An 18,252-nucleotide genomic window follows, 5' to 3' on the forward strand; every position below is an offset into this window, starting at 1 on the left:
CTCACACCGGGACGATTAGCCCGCTAAAGATCGCGGAGTGGTCCGAGCCGGGGATGTCGAGCACCTGGTAGTCGTTGACCGCGACCCTGTCGTCGACCAGCACGTGGTCGATCGTGACCGGCGGCGGAAAGATGCCGTCCGGCCAGGTCGGCTTGAGCCCGTTCCCGGTGCGAGCCGCCGCGTCGGCATAGCCGCCGTCGAGGAACCGTCGTAGCGCGGCGTGGTCGAGCGTGGCATTGAAGTCGCCTGCCAGCAGGCGCACCGGCAGGTCGGCGGTCGCCATCGGGAGCTTGTCCAGATCGGCCCGCCAGTCGGTGGACGAACTGGTCGGCGGCACCGGGTGCACGGCGACCACCTCGACCGCGGCGCCGTCACCCAGGTCGACGCGCGCGCTCGGCTGCGCGAGCTTGGAACGATTAGCCAGCGAAAGTTCGCTCAGCGGGTACTTCGACGCAAGGCCCGATCCGGCTCCTCCCGGCATGGCGTGCAGTACTCGGTTCGGCAGCAGCGTGAACAGCCCGGCGGCGTCCAGTGCGGCGACCGCATTCGAGGTCAGCTCGAGCAGGCTGAGCACTTCGACGTCGTGGTCGCGCACCATGCCGACCACCGCCTTCGCGTCCGCCTGGCCGAAGTAGAGGTTCGCCGAGAGGATCCGGAGCGGGCGGCCGCCTTTAGCGGGCTGATCGTCGGCAACCGCCCTCGGCACGATCAGGGCGACGAGGGCTGCGGCCAGCAGGAGCACGACCCCGCCCGTCCACCACCGTCGCAGCACGAGCGCGACGACACCGAGCACGACACCGGCGACCGTCACGTACGGGGTCAGCGCGACCACGGCCGCGGTGTAGCGGTTGCCGTCGATGCCGAGCAGCCGCAGCAGCGAGGCGAACACGAACGCCGCCGCGAGCACGACGAGCACCGCACTGGTCAACCGCCGCCCCCATCCCGCGAGCCGCCTGGTTTCGAGCGCCGCCTCCGCCATGTGCCCAGTCTTCCACCAGCAAGTGCCAGCCCCTGACAGCGCGCTGTGCGCGGCCTGTCAGGGCGCGCACGCATGCTGGCCCCAAGCGACGAGGGAGGATCCATGACGCTCGCGATCAGGGCCGAAGGCCTGGTGAAGCGATTCGGGGCGACGACCGCGCTCGACGGGGTCGATCTGGAAGTACCCACCGGCAAGGTGGTCGGCGTGCTCGGCCCGAACGGCGCGGGGAAGACGACGGCGGTGCGAATCCTCGCGACGCTGCTGCGCCCCGACGAGGGGCACGCCACGGTCGGCGGGTTCGACGTGGTGAAGGAACCGGTGCGGGTGCGGAGCCTGATCGGGCTCACCGGCCAGTACGCATCGGTCGACGAAGACCTGTCGGGCACCGAGAACCTGGTGCTCATCGGCAGGCTGCTCGGCCTGTCGCGGCGCGACGCACGCGCACGTGCGGCGGAACTGCTGGAGCGGTTCGAACTGACGAACGCGGCGAGCCGGTCGATCAAGACCTACTCGGGCGGGATGCGCAGGCGCCTCGACCTGGCGGCGAGCCTGGTCGGCCGTCCCGAGGTGATCTACCTCGACGAACCGACGACCGGGCTCGACCCGCACGCCCGCAACGAGGTGTGGCAGGTGGTGCGCGGCCTGGTCGCGGACGGGTCGACGGTGCTGCTCACCACGCAGTACCTGGAAGAGGCGGACCAGCTCGCGGACACCATCACGGTGATCGACCACGGCCGCGTCGTGGCCAACGGGCGTTCCGACGAACTGAAGCGCCGCGTCGGCGGGCAGACCCTGCAGGTCCGGCCCAGTACGGCGGCAGATCTCGACGCCGTCGAGCGCATCCTCGGCGAGCTGGTCGGGACCAGGCCGTCGCGGGACGACGACAACGGGCTGCTCACCGCACCGGTGTCGGACCCGGTCCTGCTGTCCACTTTGGTCCGCAGGCTCGACGACGCGGGGATCGTCGCCGACGAGCTGGCCTTGCGCCTGCCCAGTCTTGACGAGGTTTTCCTTTCGCTGACCGGGAAACCCGCATCCGAGTCCGCAGCGTCCACTTCGGACGTCGAGTACGAGAAGAGCATGGCATGACCACGATGACCACAGCGCCCAACCGGGTGAGCCCCGCGCTGGCCGTCCAGCACGGGCTGTCGCTGGCCTGGCGCGGCATCCTGAAGATCAAGAAGAACCCCGAGCAACTGCTCGACGTCACCCTGATGCCGATCATCTTCCTGGTGATGTTCGTGTACCTCTTCGGCGGTGCGCTGGCCGGGAACACCGGCGCCTACCTGCAGATGGTCGTGCCAGGTGTGATGGCGATGAACATCCTCCAGGCGAGCATGACGATCGGCGTGCAGCTCAACACCGACATGAGCAAGGGCGTGTTCGACCGGTTCCGGAGCATGCCGATCGCCAGGTCGGCACCGCTGGTCGGCGCGGTGCTCGCGGACGTGGTGCGGTACCTGGTGTGCATGGTAGTGCTGTTCGTGGTCGCCATGCTGATGGGCTACCGGCTCGGCACCAACCCCGGCAACCTGCTCATCGCGGTCGCACTCGCCGTCGCGTTCGGGCTGTGCTTCTGCTGGATCGCGGTCTTCGTCGGCACGCTGATGAAGAGCCCCGGCGCGGTGCAGGGCCTGATGTTCGTGTTCATCATGCCGCTGACGTTCGGCAGCAACGTGTTCGTGGGCACCGACAAGATGCCGGGCTGGCTGAAGGCGTGGGCCGACATCAATCCGGTGAGCCTGCTCACGGACACGCTGCGGGGCCTGATGAACGGCGGCATGGTCACGAGTTCGCTGCTGGGCACGCTCGCCTGGATGGCGGGCGCGGTCGCGGTGTTCTTCCCGCTCGCGATGATGAGCTACCGCAAGAAGGCCAGCTGATGCCGGCCAGTGCGACCGTCATCGCCGCCGACGGTGTGCCGCTCGCGGTCGAAACCGCGGGCGAGGGCACGCCGATCCTGATCGTGCCGGGGTCGCTCACGCCACCGCAGATCTACCGCCCGCTGATGGCGGCGCTGTCGAAGCGGCATCGAGTCGTGCTGCTGGAACGTCGCGGTTACGGCGAAAACGGTTCCCGGCCGTGCCGGATGCGGTACCACGTGGAGGACATCGTCGCGGTGCTCGACTGGATCGGCGAGCCCGCGCTCGTCTTCGGGCACTCGTTCGGCGCGATCGTCGCGCTCGAGTCCGCCCGTGCCGCCGGTACGCGGATCAGCGCGCTCGCACTGTACGAACCGCCGTTGCACGCGCTCGGACCGAGGCTGCTCCCCATGCTGGCGCGGGCACGGGACCTGCTGTCGGAGCACAACGAAGCCGCGGTAGTGGCCGAGTTCCTCGGCGCGGTCGACGCCATGCCGCCCGGCGAAGACCTCACCCAGCTCAGCATCATCCTCGGCGCACGCGCCGCCGGTGTGGTCTCGGACCTGGAGTGCATGGTCTCGGCCGAACCGCGGCCCGAACGATGGGCCGAGCTGGCGGTTCCCGCGTTGCTGCTCTACGGCGACGCGAGCGACCTGAACGGACGGGAAGACTGCCGATGGCTCGCGGACCTCGTTCCGTCCGGACTCCTCGCCGGGCTGCCTGGGCAGGCACATTTCCCGGACCTGGTTCCGCTCGCGGCCGTGCTCGGGGACTTCGCCGGAACCCCGTTCAGGAAAACAGCTTCCGCAACGTGATCATGGCGTCCTCTTTGGACAGGGCACGGCCGGTGGCGAAGGCGCGTTCATAGCCTTCGCCACCGAGTTCCTGTTCCAGCTTCCCGATCAGCTCGCGCAGCTCGGGATCGCCGAGGTCGAGCATCCCGCGCAACGCGTGGCTCAACCCGACCGCCTTCGCGGCCGCTTCCGGATTCCCCTCCTGCCGCAGCAGGTTCGCGGCCAAAGTGGCATCGACCGCGGCGTCCGGCATGTCCTGGCGGGCATCGACGGCCACGGTGCTGGCTTGCAGCGCCGCCCTCGCTTCCGCGGGCTTTCCGTCGGCGAGGAAGAGCGTGACCCGCGCTCTCGCGAGCAACTCCGTGTAGATCCAGGACGGCATCGGCAGGGCATGGGTGGTTTCGTCCAGCTTGTCGAGCAGCCGGTGCCCTTCGGCGAACCGGCCCTGTGCCCGGATCAGCTTGACCCGGGCGAGTTGGGACATCGCCTTGAGTTCGGCGCTGCCGTTGCGGTCGGCGAGCTCTTCCACGCGGCGCATGTCCTCGGCCGCGCCGTCCAGATCGCCGCTGCGGATGCGTTCTTCGGCGAGCCGCACCAGGTGCTGCACCACGTCCTCGTCCGAAGACAGCTCGAGCGCGAGTTCCAGTCCTCGCTGGTAGGTGCTGATGGCCGCGGCGTGATCTCCCCGCAGCGACCTGCCCTCCGCCTTCATGCCGAGCGTGATCGCGATCCCCCAGCGGTCGCCGACCTGCTCGAACAGCCGTAGCGCGTGGTTCCGCATGTCTTCGCCGCGTTCCAGTTCACCGCGTTCTGTCAGCAGAAAGCTCCGTACCCACGCGGCGCAGGCCTGGCACCACGGGTCGTCGAGCTGCTCGATCGCGTCGACCACCGTCTCCGCGAGCGCAAGCTCCCTGGCGAAGAACGCGAGCATCGGAATGGCCATCATCAGCCCCGGATAGCGCCCGATGGCACCGGTGCGGAGGGACTCCTCGGCGATCTCGGTCGCCGCGGCGATGTCGATGCCACCGGGGAAGGCATTGATCACGAGCTGGACGGCGCGGAGCGCGGTTCGCGTGCTCGGCGGGAGGTCGCCGTCCATGTCGAGCACGCTGCCGGTGAATTCCACGAGCTGGTCGTTGACGCCCCGGATCACCCAGTACCAGAACAGGCCACCGAGGACCCGGTGCGCGGTGTCGATGTCCCCCGAATCGATCGCGTGCCGCAGGGTGGTGATCAGGTTGCCGTACTCGGTGTCCAGGATGTCCATCGCGTGCAGCTGATCCGCGGTGCGCAGCGTCGGTTCGATCTCCTCGAGCAGATCGCGGAAGTACTCGCCGAACGACGCCTGTGCCCGAGCCTTTTCGCCGGACTCTTCGAGCCGCTCCATGGCGTAGGCGCGAATGGTTTCGAGCATGCGGTACCGGGGCTCGCCCGCTTCGTCGACGGTGGAGTCCACGATCGACTTCTCGACGAGCGAGCCGAGGACGTACACGACGTCTTCCGCGGGCAGAACGTCGCAGGCGCAGACCGCTTCGACGGCGGTCGCGGTGGCACCGGCGGCGAAGACGGAGAACCGGCGCGCGACCATCGCCTCGTGCTCGGTGAGCAGTTCCCAGCTCCACTCGACGACCGCGCGCAGCGTCCGCTGGCGCGGCAGCGCGACCCTGCTGCCCGAGGTGAGCAGGCGGAACCGGTCGTCGAGCCGCTTCGCGATCTGGCCAGGCGTCATCGACCGCAGGCGCGCCGCGGCGAGTTCGAGCGCGAGCGGCATCCCGTCGAGCCGGCGGCAGATCTCCACGACGGCGTCGGCGGTCGACTCGTCGAGGACGAACTCCGGGCGCACGGTGGCCGCCCGGTCGGTGAACAGCCGAACCGCGGGGGCCTCGGCGACGGGGACGCCCTCCGACGGCAGGCCGAGCGGTCCGACCTGGCACAGCGCCTCACCGGTGATCGCGAGCGGCTCCCTGCTCGTCACGAGCACCCGCAAGCCCGGAACACGGCTGAGCAGGTCGTGGGTGAACGCGGCGGCCGCGTCGATGAGGTGCTCGCAGTTGTCCAGCACCAGCAGCGCGTCACCGATCGCGAGCTGGTCGGTGATCCGGTCCAGCGCGTCGACCGGCTGGACCGTCTGCTCGCGAAGGCGGATGTCCCAGACGCCGAGTGCGCTCAGCACCGCGGCGGGCAGCGCGTCCGCGTCCCGGATGCCGGCGAGCGGTACGAACCAGACCCGCCCGCGCTCGTAGCACGGATGGCGCGCCGCGGCTTCCGTGGCGAGCCTCGTCTTGCCCGCTCCGCCCGGCCCGATGAGGCTGACCAGCCGCGCGGCGGCGAGTTGGGCGCCGATCGACCGCAGCTCGTCGTCCCTGCCGACGAAGCTGGTCAGCCGCACCGGCAGGTGATCGTCGGCCTGTTTCCTCGGCGACGTTTTGCCCGCTAACTGTCCCCGGACGGCGGCCAGGTGGATCTCGCGGAGTTCCGGCGACGGGTCGACCCCGAGGTCGTCGGCGAGCGCGGCCCGCAGCCGTTCGTACAGGCCGAGCGCCTCGGACTGCCGCCCCACCGCGCACAGCGCGCGGATCCTCAGCCCGAGCAGGCGCTCGCGCAGCGGCTCGCGTTCACTGGCTTCTTCGAGGTCCGCGAGCACGGCCGCATGATGCCCGAGCGCGATCTCGGCGTCGAAACGATCCTCCGCGGCGGCGACGCGCAACTCGGCGAACCTCGCGGCCGAAACCCGGGCGAACGGCGCCTCCTGCACGTCGGACAGCGGCTCACCCCGCCACAGGGCGAGTGCCTTCGACAACTCCGCGGCCGCCTGCTCGTGGCGTCCGGCCGCCAGCTCCCGGCTGCCGCGCGCGACGAGTTCGCCGAACAGGTGCGCGTCTACGGCATCGCGAGGGAGATCGAGCACGTACCCGCCGCCCGAGGATTCGACGGCCGCCGCACCGCGCAGCGCCCGGCGCAACCTCGACACCAGCGACTGCAGCGCGTTCGCGGCGCCGCTCGGCAGGTCCGTTCCCCAGAGGCCGTCCACGAGCGAGTCGACCGACACCGGCTTCCCGGTGTCGAGCGCCAACCTGGCGAGGAGCATGCGGACGCGAGCGCCGCCGATGTCGATCGGAGCACCGTCGTCGGCAAGCGCCCGGACGGGGCCGAGCAGGGCGATGCGCACCTGTCCAGCTTTCCAGAACGCGGAACGGCCCGTGCGGACCTACCGACCGACGTGGGGATTATCCAGACAAAACGGACTAGCTTCGCGGGCGCGCGACAGGTTCACGATACGTTCGCCCGACACGAATTCTTGGATCAACGGGAGTGTTCATGAGTGGAAGCACCCGCTGGCGCCGTCCGGCCGTGGCCGCGACCGTCGCCGTGCTCACCGGGCTCACCCTCGGTGCCGGGGTAGCGGAAGCGTCCGGCCACCCGACGCCGGGCAGCGACGGCGCCGGCGACACCTACTACCCCACCGACGGCAACGGCGGATACGACGTCGCCGACTACACACTCTCGACGACCTACGACCCGGCATCGCACGACCTGACCGGGAACCAGCGCGTCACCGCGCGCGCGACGCAGGACCTCAGCTCGTTCAACCTCGACCTGTACAAGCTCGGCGTCGACTCGGTGAAGGTCAACGGCAAGCAGGCGACGTTCAAGCAGGCCGGCGAGCACGAACTGGTCATCACCCCGGCCCGCGCGCTGCGCCGCGGCCAGCCGTTCGTCGCCGAAATCGCCTACCACGGCAAGCCGACCGCGATCAGCGACCCGTCGCTCGGCGCCAACGGGTGGCAGTACTCCGAGAGCGGCGGCGCGTTCGTCGCCGGCGAGCCGCATTCCGCGGCCACCTGGTACCCGGTGAACGACACCCCGAAGGACAAGGCGACCTTCCACCTGTCGATCACGGTCCCGGACGAATGGGGCGTGATCGCCAACGGCCAGGAGCGCGGCACCCGCAAAACACCGCAGGGCACCACGCACGTGTGGGCGGAGGAAACCCCCACGGTCCCGTACATGACGACCGTCGCCATCGGGAAATGGGACTTCCAGCGATCGCGGCTGCGCGATGGCACCCCGGTGGTGAGCGCGTTCGCGCAGGGCGTGCCCGACGGGGTGAAGCAGGCGGAAGGGCGGCTGCCGGAGGTCATCGACTTCCTGTCGTCGAAGTTCGGGCCGTACCCCATCGACGCCGCGGGCGGCATCTTCCTCACCGAGCAGATCGGGTTCTCGCTCGAAACGATGAGCAGGCCGGTCTACGCGGGCTGGGCCGATCTCCCCACTATCGTCCACGAGAACGCGCACCAGTGGTACGGCGACTCGGTCGCGGTGGACGACTGGAAGGACGTGTGCCTGAACGAATGCTTCGCCAGCTACGCCGAATGGATGTGGAGCGAGGCGAAGTCGAACAAGCCCATGGACGCGCGCTACCTGGACGCGGTGAAGAAGGCCACTCCGAACTTCTGGGCGGGCAAGCTCTACGACATGGGCCCCGGCAAGGAGTTCACGTCGGTGTACAGCAAGGGCCCGATGGCGTTGCACGCGTTGCGGCGGACCGTCGGCGACCGCGCGTTCGACACCGTGCTGCGGTTCTGGCCGACCCTGCACCGGGACGGGAACGCGAACCTGCCAGAGTTCCAGCGGTTCGTCGAGCGGATCTCGGGTCAGCGCCTGCAGGGCTTCTTCGACGCCTGGTTCTACGGCAACGCGAAGCCCGCGGACCAGTACCTCTACCCCGGCCCGCTGAAGCCGTAGCGATCTCGCCTGCCCGGCGGGTGCACCGCCGGGCAGGCGTCCTCGTGACCGCCATGGGGCGAAGACCGGTTTCCTTGGGCGTCGCCGGGGTCGTGACCGGCGGCGTGTGCGGTGCGCTGTGGCAGTGCGTCGACGGGGCGAACATCGCGGCCTGCGACCACGCGGACCCGATGGCGTGGTGCGGCCTCGGCAGGCTGCTGTCGCTGGCGATCACACTGGCGCTCAGTGTGCCCGGCGTCGCGCTCCTGTTCGCACTGCTGGCCCCCGCGCTGGCCCGGCGGCGAGGGCCGCTCGTGCTGGTGGCCACGGCGCTCGTGGTGCTGAGCGCGATGGCCTTCGCGGTGACGCCGCAGTTCGGCTGGTTCCGCGTGGCGATCCCGACGGTGCTGCTCGGCGCGGGGCTCTACTGGGCCTGCTCGTCGCCCGATGCCGAGCGGGCCCCCGGCTGACCCCGGCGCCCCGATCCGGCGGCGTCCTCCTGGCCTGCATTTAGCGGGCTAAACGCGCTCAGCCGCCGACGCCCGGAAAGTTACCGTGCTCCTGATGTCGAGAACCCGCGCACAGCGTCGTCCCCGGGGTGAAGACGGCCAGCACTGAGCTGGGCGACCCCCCGAGGACGATAAGAGGGCTAACTGTGCGAACGAACGAAATCACCGAAGTGCTGAACCGGCCGCTCAGCCAGGAGCTGCTGGCCCGCGACCTGACCCGCTTGGCCTACGTCGCCAAGGACGGCACACCCCGCACCATCCCGATCGGGTTCCACTGGAACGGCACGGAGATCGTCATGTGCACCGCGACGAACGCGCCGAAGCTACCGAGCCTGCGAAAGAACCCGATGGTCGCGCTGACGATCGACACCGAGGTGCACCCGCCCAAGATTCTGCTCATCCGCGGTCGTGCCGAACTCGACGTCGTCGAGGGCATCCCGTCCGAGTACCTCGAGATGAACGGCAGCTACGAGATGACGCCGGAACAGCGGGTCGAGTGGGAGGCCAACGTCCACGCGCTCTACGACGGCATGGTCCGGATCGTCGTGACGCCGACCTGGGCGAAGCTGATCGACTTCGAGGCCACGCTGCCGAGCGCGGTCGAGGAGCTGATCAAGCGGCAGCAGGAGCGTCAGCACGTCTGAGCGCCGCGGCGGGGTGTCGCCGGGAAATGTCCCGGCGGAGTGCCCAGAATCCCGAAAGCGGCTTCGCCCCCGAATCGGCCGCGCCACAATGCGGCAGACCGCACCAAGGAGAACGTCATGGCCAAGTACCTGCTGCTCAAGCATTACCGAGGCGCACCGGCGTCCCACAACGACGTGCCGATGGACCAGTGGACGCCGGACGAGGTTTCGGCCCACATCCAGTACATGCAGGACTTCATCACCCGGGTCAGGGACACCGGCGAGTTCGTCGACTCCCAGGGGCTCTCCCAGGAGGGCATGTTCGTCCGCTCCGACGGCGAGGGGCGGCCTCCGGTCACCGACGGCCCGTTCGCGGAGACCAAGGACCTGATCGCGGGCTGGATAGTGATCGACGTCGAGACCCAGGAGCGGGCGATCGAACTGGCGGGTGAGCTGTCCGCGGCTCCGGGCGCGGACGGGAAGCCGATCCACGAGTGGCTCGAGCTTCGCCCCTTCCTGGCCGAGCACTCGACCATCACGGACTGAGGCATGGTGGACGAGGCCCTGCTGCGGACACTCACCCCCACCGTGATCGGCATCCTCGTCCGTCGCGGAGCCGACTTCGCGGCCGCCGAGGACGCCGTGCAAGACGCACTGGTCGAAGCGCTGCGCGTGTGGCCGGGCACCCCGCCGCGGGATCCCAAGGGCTGGCTGGTCACCGCGGCCTGGCGCAAGTTCCTCGACGCCACCCGCGCCGACACGTCCCGGCGGAACCGCGAGGAACGCGTCGAGGACGAGCCAGAGCCCGGCCAGAGCGAGGTCGTGGACGACACGCTCCAGCTCTACTTCCTGTGCGCGCACCCGTCCCTGACACCGGCCTCGGCCGTCGCGCTCACGCTGCGCGCCGTCGGCGGCCTGACCACGCGGCAGATCGCGCAGGCCTACCTGGTGCCGGAGGCGACCATGGCCCAGCGGATCAGCAGGGCCAAGCGGACCGTCTCGGGCGTGCGGTTCACTCAGCCCGGTGACGTCGCCACGGTGCTGCGCGTGCTCTACCTGGTCTTCAACGAAGGCTATTCCGGCGACGTCGACCTCGCCGGCGAGGCGATCCGGCTGACCCGCCAACTGGCGGTGAAGACCCACCACGAGGAGGTCGCGGGCCTGCTCGCGCTCATGCTGCTCCACCACGCGCGGCGGGCGGCGCGGACCGGCCCCGACGGCAGCCTCGTTCCCCTCGCGGAGCAGGACCGCGGCCTGTGGAGCACCCGCCTGATCACCGAGGGCGTCGACGTGATCCAGGCGGCCCTCACCCGCGACCGCCTCGGCGAGTTCCAGGCCCAGGCCGCCATCGCCGCGCTCCACGCCGACGCTCGGACGGCCGAGGAGACCGACTGGGGGCAGATCGTCGAGTGGTACGACGAACTCGTGCGCCTCACCGGCAGCCCGGTGGCCCGGCTCAACCGGGCCGTCGCGGTAGGCGAGGCCGTCGGCCCGCAGGCCGGCCTGGCCGCGCTGGCGGAACTCGACCCCGCCCTGCCCCGCTACGCCGCCGTCGCGGCGTATCTGCACGAGCGCGACGGTGATCCGGTGACCGCGGCACGGCTCTACGCCGAAGCCGCGCGGGCCGCGCCCAACGTCCCCGAACGCGACCACCTCACGCGACAGGCCGCACGGCTCAACACCCAGCTGCGCGGGTGACCGTACCGCTCCCGGCGGCCCGCCCGGCCTCGATCCCGCGGACGACATTTAGCCCGCTAAACGTCGCCGTCCGCCGGGGAAAAGGAAGCGGCCCCCGGATGGTTCCGGGGGCCGCTTCGGATGCTGCTCGTGTCAGTCGTTCTCCGCCGACTCGGCGTCGTCGCCGCTGGAGGCGCCGATGCTCACCGGGGGTGCGTCCGGCACGTCGGACGGCTTGGGCTCACCGCGGAAGGTGAAGTGCGCCTTGTCGTCCCGCTCGTTCTCCTCGCCGTCCCAGTCCTCGACGTCGACGATGATGATCTGGCCCGGCTGGATCTCGCCGAACAGGATCTTCTCCGACAGCTGGTCCTCGATCTCGCGCTGGATCGTGCGACGCAGCGGCCTGGCACCGAGCACGGGGTCGAATCCGCGCTTGGCGAGCAGGGCCTTCGCCTTGTCGGTCAGTTCGAGCGCCATGTCCTTGACCTTGAGCTGGCCCTCGACCCTGGTGATCATCAGGTCGACCATCTCGATGATCTGGTCCTTGGTCAGCTGGTGGAAGACGATGATGTCGTCGATCCGGTTCAGGAACTCCGGCCGGAAGTGCTTCTTCATCTCCTCGTTGACCTTTTGCTTCATCTTCTCGTACTTCGTCTCGACGTCGTTGCCCGCCGAGAAGCCGAGAGACACGGACTTCGAGATGTCCGAAGTGCCCAGGTTCGAGGTGAAGATCAGCACCGTGTTCTTGAAGTCGACGGTACGGCCCTGCCCATCGGTCAGGCGGCCGTCCTCCAGCACCTGCAGGAGCGTGTTGTAGATCTCCTGGTGCGCCTTCTCGATCTCGTCGAACAGCACCACCGAGAACGGCTTGCGCCGCACCTTCTCGGTCAGCTGGCCGCCCTCTTCGTAGCCGACGTAACCCGGAGGGGCACCGAAGAGCCGCGAAGCGGTGTACCGGTCGTGGAACTCGCCCATGTCGATCTGGATGAGCGCGTCGTCCTCGCCGAACAGGAAGGAGGCCAGCGCCTTGGACAGCTCGGTCTTACCGACACCGGACGGGCCGGCGAAGATGAACGAGCCGGACGGGCGCTTCGGGTCCTTCAGGCCGGCCCGAGTACGGCGGATCGCCTGCGAGACGGCCTTGACGGCGTCCTCCTGGCCGATAATCCGCTTGTGCAGCTCGTCCTCCATGCGGAGCAGACGCGTGGTCTCCTCCTCGGTGAGCTTGAACACCGGGATCCCGGTCCAGTTGGCGAGCACCTCGGCGATCTGCTCGTCGTCGACCTCGGCGACGACGTCGAGGTCGCCGTCCTTCCACTGCTTCTCCCGCTCGGACTTCTGGCCGAGGAGGGTCTTCTCCTCGTCCCGCAGGCGCGCGGCCCGCTCGAAGTCCTGCGCGTCGATCGCGGACTCCTTGTCCCGGCGCACGTCGGCGATCTTCTCGTCGAACTCGCGCAGGTCCGGCGGCGCGGTCATCCGGCGGATGCGCATCCGCGCGCCCGCCTCGTCGATGAGGTCGATCGCCTTGTCCGGCAGGAACCGGTCGTTGATGTAGCGATCGGCGAGCGTGGCCGCCGCGACCAGCGCGGAGTCGGTGATGGAGACGCGGTGGTGCGCCTCGTACCGATCGCGCAGGCCCTTGAGGATCTCGATCGTGTGCTCGAGCGACGGCTCGCCGACCTGGATCGGCTGGAACCGGCGCTCCAGCGCGGCGTCCTTCTCGATGTACTTGCGGTACTCCTCGAGCGTGGTGGCGCCGATCGTCTGCAGCTCACCGCGGGCGAGCATCGGCTTCAGGATCGACGCGGCGTCGATCGCGCCCTCGGCGGCACCCGCGCCGACGAGCGTGTGCAGCTCGTCGATGAACAGGATGATGTCGCCGCGCGTCTTGATCTCCTTGAGCACCTTCTTGAGGCGCTCTTCGAAGTCACCGCGGTAGCGCGAGCCCGCCACGAGCGACCCGAGGTCGAGCGTGTAGAGCTGCTTGTCCTTCAGCGTCTCGGGCACCTCGCCCTTGACGATGTTCTGGGCGAGGCCCTCCACGACGGCCGTCTTGCCGACGCCGGGCTCACCGATCAGGACCGGGTTGTTCTTGGTGCGCCGCGACAGCACCTGCATGACCCGCTCGATCTCCTTGCCGCGCCCGATCACCGGGTCGAGCTTGCCCTCGCGGGCGGAGACGGTCAGGTTGCGGCCGAACTGGTCCAGCACCAGCGACGAGGACGGCGTGCCCTCGCCACGGCCGCCACCGGCTTCCTGGGGCTCCTTGCCCTGGTAGCCGGACAGCAGCTGCAGGACCTGCTGGCGCACCCGGTTGAGGTCGGCGCCGAGCTTGACCAGCACCTGCGCGGCCACGCCCTCGCCCTCGCGGATGAGCCCGAGCAGGATGTGCTCGGTGCCGATGTAGTTGTGGCCGAGCTGCAGCGCTTCGCGCAGGGACAGCTCCAGCACCTTCTTGGCACGCGGGGTGAAGGGGATGTGCCCGCTCGGGGCCTGCTGCCCCTGGCCGATGATCTCCTCGACCTGCTGGCGGACACCCTCCAGCGCGATACCCAGCGACTCCAGCGCCTTGGCGGCGACACCTTCACCCTCGTGGATCAGACCCAGGAGGATGTGCTCGGTGCCGATGTAGTTGTGGTTGAGCATCCTGGCCTCTTCTTGGGCCAGGACGACCACCCGCCTCGCGCGGTCGGTAAACCTCTCGAACATTTGCACTCCCTCGACTGCTGCGCCGGCGGCCCGATTCCATCGGGAAGCACCCGATGACTTCAGCACCGTGAGACCACTGTAGTAGCCATGCGGTCGCGCTGGCCTACCACTACGGCGGATTGAGTCACACACAGCTAGTCACGCACCCCGTTCCGTGGCACGTATTCGCTGGTTGCGTACACCTTCGTCAACGCAGGACGGCACTGCCGGATTCCGGCAGGCGCCCTTGTCCGCTCACCGCGAACAGCCCACGCGCCGAGTTTCCCCCGATCGGTGGCCGGATCGCGCGCTCGTGTCATCCACGGTAAGGTTAGGCAGACCTAATCGCCCGAATGGAGCAGAGAGGCCCGCGTGAACGTTTCGCGGTCTAAACGCGCCCCGGCGAGCGGCCTCGCGGCGTCGCTGGCCAGGGTCGCCACGCTCCAGTCCAGGGCCGATCTCCGCCGCGAAGCCCCCGCGGGCTGGCTCCGCTGCTCCGACCTGCTCGACGACCCCGCCGGCTTCGACCGCTGGCGCAAGGAGCTCGACGGCTGGCTCCGGCCGCGCTTCGGGGAGGCGCCGGAGCGGACCACGGCCTCCTACGTCATGTCCTGGTACCTGCACGTGCCCGCCTACCTCGGCGCGCTGCTGATGCACCACGAGCGCCGCGTGCCGACGCTGCGCCCCGCGGAGCTCGCGTTCTCGCTCGGCGACGACCGGCCGCATCCCGAGGGCATGGCACTGGGCGGCGACGACTTCTACTGCCTGCCGTCGGACCCGGGGTGCGACCTGCCCGGCGCCACGGCCGTCGCCGACGAGCACGCGCTGGCCGCCGCGCTGCGCACCCGCTACATCGCGCACGCCGCCCAGTTCATCCGCGTGTACTCCGCGGTCGGCCCGTTCGGCAAGCGGACGCTGTGGGCCGCCGCTACGGACGCGCTCGACAACTCGCTCTGGTGGGCGGGCAAACAGGGCGGCGACGAAGGCGCGGGCGTCGCCGACGCGGCGCTCGTACTGGCGAACCGGTACGCCCCGTTGACATCCGCGTCGACGCTCGAAACGCACGAGGGGGCCGACGGGCATCGCGAGTGGACTCGCCGCCGCGAAAGCTGTTGCTTCTCCTACCTTCTGCCGGGCGAAGCCGAATGCGAGGCCTGCCCGCGCATCCGCCGACGGCGCTGAGCCCGCCGGAACGCACCGTCGGTACGGCACCGGATCCGGAGAGTGCGGACCACGGGTTCCCAGGTGACGGCACGATTACAACTGGCTCAGACCAGTGCTTCCGCTCATAACCTTTGACGGGTGCGGATCACCAGGGGAGCGACCGGCGAGGCGCTGGGGACGGCGAACGTGGCCGTCGCCCGCAAGCTGCCCGCCGCCGAGTTGCGGGAGTTCGTCGAGTACTACTGGCTGGTGCGCTGGAACCTGCGCGGCCAGGAGCCGCAGGCTCAGCACGCCCTGCCGACCATCGCGGTCTACGCGAGCTTCTTCGCCGGCAACACCGGAGTGGTCGGCCCTTCGCACGGCACGCTCTCGCACCTGCTGACCGGCTCGGGGCAGGGGCTCGCGGTGCGCTTCCGGCCCGGCACCTTCCGCGCCTACCTGCCCGGCCCCGTCTCGGAGCTCGCCGACCACGCGATCCCGCTCTCGGCCGTGTTCGGTGACGAGGCGGAGGGCACGGCCGCCGAAGTCCAGCGGGCGGGCACCGACGAGGAAATGGTGACGGCGGTGGACCGGCTGCTCCGGCGGAGCGTGCCCCCGCTCACGAGGCAGGCGCGCCGCGCGGTGCGCATCGTGGAAACCATCGCGGGCACCCCGTCGATCACCAGAGTGGACCAGCTGAGCGCGGCGACCAGGGTGACCGTGCGCACGCTGCAGCGGCTGTTCTCCGAACACGTCGGCACGAGTCCTAAGTGGGCGATCAGGGCGTACCGGCTCACCGATGCCGCACGACGGGCGGCGATGGACGAGAACCGGGACTTCGGCCTGCTGGCCGCCGAACTCGGCTACACCGATCAAGCTCATTTCGTCGGCGACTTCGGGTTCTCCCCGCCCGCACCGGGGACGCGCTAACGACAAGGGCCGCCGGGAGGATCTCCCGGCGGCCCTGTGTCATCACAACGCAAGCCATCACAACGCAAGCCTTCACAAAGCAGGCCGTCCCAAACCCAAGCCGTCAAGCCAGTACCCGCCGGCGCCGCCGCTTTGTTCGACAAGGCACCTTTGTTCGAACAAACGGCCGTGCGGGCGGTAAGCGAGACCGCGGTCAGTTCTTCTTGTGGTAGGCGTCCACGACCTCCGACGGGATGCGCCCGCGGTCGGAGACGGCAAAGCCGTTCTTGCGCGCCCAGGCGCGAATGGCCTGGTTCTGCTCACGATCGACCGTGGCGGGGCGGGCGACGGCCTTCGCCGAGGGGCGCGCACCGGAGCGCTTGCGGCCACCGGCGCGGCGCGCGTGCTCGACATACTGGGCCAGCGCGTCGCGCAATTCTTCCGCGTTGTCCGACGAGAGATCGATCTGGTAGCTCACGCCATCCAAACCGAACTCAACGGTCTCTTCCGCCTCGGAACCGTCGAGGTCGTCGACGAGTGAGACGAGCACCTTCTGTGCCATCAGTTTCCTCCTGCATAGGCCTGGCGAATGATCAGGCAGGGGCGGTGAGCCCCCGACAAGAAGTCATTGTCTGGGGACATTGATACCCGCCATCGCGACTAAACGCAAATCTCGATTGGGTTTACCCGCGTCACGAAAGCCCGATGCTCACTCTTCGGGGTTATTCGGGCCGAACCTGTGGGAAGAGGATCGTCTCCCGGATACCGAGCCCGGTCAGCGCCATCAGCAAGCGGTCGATACCCATTCCGACCCCGCCACTGGGCGGCATTCCATACTCCAGAGCCCGGAGAAAATCTTCGTCAAGGCGCATCGCTTCGCTATCACCGGCCGCCGCGAGGCGGGACTGCTCGGTGAGCCTTTGCCGCTCGACAACGGGGTCGATCAGCTCCGAGTAGCCGGTGCCGAGTTCGAATCCCCGCACGTAGAGATCCCACTTCTCGGCCACCCCCTCCTGACTGCGGTGTTGCCTGGTCAGCGGGGAGGTCTCGATCGGAAAATCACGGACAAATGTCGGCTCGGACAGATGGTCACCGACGAGGTGTTCCCATAGTTCCTCGACCAGTTTGCCGTGGGTGAGCTTCGGGTCGACCTCGAGTGCACGGGCCTGCGCGAAGCCGTGCAGCTTCGCCGCGGAAGTCTCCGGTGTGACTTCTTCACCGAGGGCTTCCGATAGGGACTCGTACATCTTCAGCGTCGTCCATTCGCCGGACAGGTCGTACTCGGTTCCGTCGGCGAGAGTGACGATCTGGGTGCCGAACGCGGCGTCGGCGGCCTCCTGCACGAGTTCCCTCGTCATGACCGCGGCCGTGTCATAAGTCCCATACGCCTCGTAGAACTCCAGCATGGCGAACTCGGGCGAATGTGACGAGTCACTTCCTTCGTTCCGGAAGTTCCGGTTGATCTCGAAGACCTTCTCGATCCCGCCGACCACGCACCGCTTGAGGTAGAGCTCCGGTGCGATCCGCAGGTAAAGGTCGAGATCGAAGGCGTTCGAATGGGTCATGAACGGCCTGGCCGCCGCGCCGCCGTGCAGGGTCTGCAGCATCGGGGTCTCGACCTCGGTGAAACCGCGGCGGTGGAACGAGTCGCGCAGCGAGCGCATCACCGCGGCCCTGGTCCGCACGACGTCACGGGCCCGCGGCCGGACGATCAGGTCGACGTAGCGCTGGCGGATCCGGGTTTCCTCGGCCAGTTCCTTGTACATCACCGGCAGCGGCCGCAGCGACTTCGAGGTGAGGCGCCAGCCGTCCGCCATCACGGACAGTTCGCCGCGCTTGGACGTGATGACCTCGCCGTGCACGAAAACGTGGTCGCCGAGGTCGACATCGGACTTCCACGCGGTCAGCGCGTCCTCGCCGACCTTCGCCAGGCTGATCATGGCCTGCAGCTCGGTGCCGTCGCCCTCGCGCAGGCTGGCGAAGCACAGCTTCCCGGTGTTGCGCAGGAACATCACGCGCCCGGTGACCCCGACCCGCTCACCGGTCGCGGTGTCCGCGGGCAGGCCGTCGTTGGCCGCGCGGACTTCGGCGAGCGTGTGCGTCCTCGCCACCTCGACCGGGTAGGGATCGATACCCTCGGCGAGGATCCGGTCGCGCTTTTCCCGCCGCACCCGCATCTGTTCCGGCAGGTCATCGGTCGGCGCGCCGTCAGCGGCGGGATTCTCGGTCATGCGCACAGGGTACGAACCACCCCGGTAGGTGTGGCAACCGGATTACCCAAGCCCGTTTTACCCATGCCCGCGCCGGTTCACAAGGCCGCCATTCGCGTTGAACTACGATCAA

At 69.0% G+C, this 18,252-nt stretch carries 15 protein-coding genes; 10 read left to right on the plus strand and 5 right to left on the minus strand.

Annotated elements, in window-relative coordinates:
- Position 1 precedes the first annotated feature (1 nt).
- Positions 2-979 carry an endonuclease/exonuclease/phosphatase family protein gene (locus ABD256_RS03315; RefSeq protein ID WP_344413209.1) on the minus strand — a complete coding sequence of 326 codons (978 nt, stop codon included), beginning with the start codon at positions 977-979 and terminating at the stop codon, positions 2-4.
- 102 nt (positions 980-1,081) lie between these two features.
- Here ABD256_RS03315 and ABD256_RS03320 point away from each other — a divergent pair, with 102 nt between their 5' ends.
- Genes ABD256_RS03320 through ABD256_RS03330 form a run of 3 tightly spaced genes read left to right on the plus strand, consistent with a single transcriptional unit; the run spans position 1,082 to position 3,656 of the window.
- Positions 1,082-2,068, plus strand: a complete 987-nt coding sequence (locus ABD256_RS03320; protein WP_344413211.1) for an ATP-binding cassette domain-containing protein — start codon at positions 1,082-1,084, stop codon at positions 2,066-2,068.
- Positions 2,065-2,862 carry an ABC transporter permease gene (locus tag ABD256_RS03325; protein ID WP_344413213.1) on the plus strand — a complete coding sequence of 266 codons (798 nt, stop codon included), beginning with the start codon at positions 2,065-2,067 and terminating at the stop codon, positions 2,860-2,862. The genes ABD256_RS03320 and ABD256_RS03325 overlap by 4 nt, the downstream gene beginning before the upstream one ends.
- Positions 2,862-3,656, plus strand: a complete 795-nt coding sequence (locus ABD256_RS03330; RefSeq protein WP_344413215.1) for an alpha/beta fold hydrolase — start codon at positions 2,862-2,864, stop codon at positions 3,654-3,656. Before ABD256_RS03325 ends, ABD256_RS03330 begins: the two co-directional genes overlap by 1 nt.
- Here ABD256_RS03330 and ABD256_RS03335 read toward each other — a convergent pair.
- On the minus strand, positions 3,631-6,804 hold the full coding sequence (locus tag ABD256_RS03335; protein ID WP_344413217.1) for an AfsR/SARP family transcriptional regulator: 3,174 nt from the start codon (positions 6,802-6,804) through the stop codon (positions 3,631-3,633). The two genes, ABD256_RS03330 and ABD256_RS03335, sit on opposite strands and share 26 nt — an antisense overlap.
- Positions 6,805-6,953: 149 nt before the next feature.
- Between ABD256_RS03335 and ABD256_RS03340 the strand changes: the two genes are divergently transcribed.
- The 5 genes from ABD256_RS03340 (at position 6,954) to ABD256_RS03360 (ending at position 11,190) form a co-directional block, all read left to right on the plus strand.
- On the plus strand, positions 6,954-8,381 hold the full coding sequence (locus ABD256_RS03340; RefSeq protein WP_344413219.1) for a M1 family metallopeptidase: 1,428 nt from the start codon (positions 6,954-6,956) through the stop codon (positions 8,379-8,381).
- Between the two features lie 44 nt (positions 8,382-8,425).
- Positions 8,426-8,830 (plus strand): hypothetical protein, encoded by a 405-nt coding sequence (locus ABD256_RS03345; RefSeq protein WP_344413221.1) that lies wholly within the window; start codon positions 8,426-8,428, stop codon positions 8,828-8,830.
- A gap of 185 nt (positions 8,831-9,015) precedes the next feature.
- Entirely contained in the window at positions 9,016-9,513 is a 498-nt protein-coding gene (locus ABD256_RS03350) for a pyridoxamine 5'-phosphate oxidase family protein (protein WP_344413223.1), read from the plus strand.
- A gap of 117 nt (positions 9,514-9,630) precedes the next feature.
- A complete protein-coding gene (locus ABD256_RS03355; RefSeq protein ID WP_344413226.1) occupies positions 9,631-10,038 on the plus strand; it encodes a YciI family protein in 408 nt (135 codons plus the stop codon).
- A 6-nt stretch (positions 10,039-10,044) separates the two neighbouring features.
- Positions 10,045-11,190, plus strand: a complete 1,146-nt coding sequence (locus tag ABD256_RS03360; RefSeq protein WP_344413489.1) for an RNA polymerase sigma factor — start codon at positions 10,045-10,047, stop codon at positions 11,188-11,190.
- A gap of 132 nt (positions 11,191-11,322) precedes the next feature.
- On the opposite strand, the gene ABD256_RS03365 is transcribed toward ABD256_RS03360, so the two are convergent.
- Positions 11,323-13,878, minus strand: a complete 2,556-nt coding sequence (locus ABD256_RS03365) for an ATP-dependent Clp protease ATP-binding subunit (protein WP_344413228.1) — start codon at positions 13,876-13,878, stop codon at positions 11,323-11,325.
- A gap of 351 nt (positions 13,879-14,229) precedes the next feature.
- Between ABD256_RS03365 and ABD256_RS03370 the strand changes: the two genes are divergently transcribed.
- Positions 14,230-15,039: a (2Fe-2S)-binding protein gene (locus ABD256_RS03370; protein WP_344413230.1), complete on the plus strand. Its 810-nt coding sequence runs from the start codon at positions 14,230-14,232 to the stop codon at positions 15,037-15,039.
- 120 nt (positions 15,040-15,159) lie between these two features.
- Positions 15,160-15,930 (plus strand): DUF6597 domain-containing transcriptional factor, encoded by a 771-nt coding sequence (locus ABD256_RS03375; RefSeq protein ID WP_344413232.1) that lies wholly within the window; start codon positions 15,160-15,162, stop codon positions 15,928-15,930.
- 193 nt (positions 15,931-16,123) lie between these two features.
- On the opposite strand, the gene ABD256_RS03380 is transcribed toward ABD256_RS03375, so the two are convergent.
- Together ABD256_RS03380 and lysS are read right to left on the minus strand one after the other, a co-directional pair.
- A complete protein-coding gene (locus ABD256_RS03380) occupies positions 16,124-16,471 on the minus strand; it encodes a histone-like nucleoid-structuring protein Lsr2 (RefSeq protein ID WP_344413234.1) in 348 nt (115 codons plus the stop codon).
- A gap of 160 nt (positions 16,472-16,631) precedes the next feature.
- Positions 16,632-18,140 (minus strand): lysine--tRNA ligase, encoded by a 1,509-nt coding sequence (lysS, locus tag ABD256_RS03385; protein WP_344413236.1) that lies wholly within the window; start codon positions 18,138-18,140, stop codon positions 16,632-16,634.
- Positions 18,141-18,252: the final 112 nt, after the last annotated feature.

This window comes from Amycolatopsis minnesotensis (genome assembly GCF_039529815.1).
GTDB classification, from domain to species: Bacteria; Actinomycetota; Actinomycetes; order Mycobacteriales; family Pseudonocardiaceae; genus Amycolatopsis; species Amycolatopsis minnesotensis.

Excerpts from the sequence above, each read along its gene's own strand:
- ABD256_RS03315 (WP_344413209.1), bottom strand. The coding sequence starts at position 979 with ATGGCGGAGGCGGCGCTCGAAACCAGGCGGCTCGCGGGATGGGGGCGG.
- ABD256_RS03320 (WP_344413211.1), top strand. The coding sequence starts at position 1,082 with ATGACGCTCGCGATCAGGGCCGAAGGCCTGGTGAAGCGATTCGGGGCG.
- ABD256_RS03325 (WP_344413213.1), top strand. The coding sequence starts at position 2,065 with ATGACCACGATGACCACAGCGCCCAACCGGGTGAGCCCCGCGCTGGCC.
- ABD256_RS03330 (WP_344413215.1), top strand. The coding sequence starts at position 2,862 with ATGCCGGCCAGTGCGACCGTCATCGCCGCCGACGGTGTGCCGCTCGCG.
- ABD256_RS03340 (WP_344413219.1), top strand. The coding sequence starts at position 6,954 with ATGAGTGGAAGCACCCGCTGGCGCCGTCCGGCCGTGGCCGCGACCGTC.
- ABD256_RS03355 (WP_344413226.1), top strand. The coding sequence starts at position 9,631 with ATGGCCAAGTACCTGCTGCTCAAGCATTACCGAGGCGCACCGGCGTCC.
- ABD256_RS03365 (WP_344413228.1), bottom strand. The coding sequence starts at position 13,878 with ATGTTCGAGAGGTTTACCGACCGCGCGAGGCGGGTGGTCGTCCTGGCC.
- ABD256_RS03380 (WP_344413234.1), bottom strand. The coding sequence starts at position 16,471 with ATGGCACAGAAGGTGCTCGTCTCACTCGTCGACGACCTCGACGGTTCC.
- lysS (WP_344413236.1), bottom strand. The coding sequence starts at position 18,140 with ATGACCGAGAATCCCGCCGCTGACGGCGCGCCGACCGATGACCTGCCG.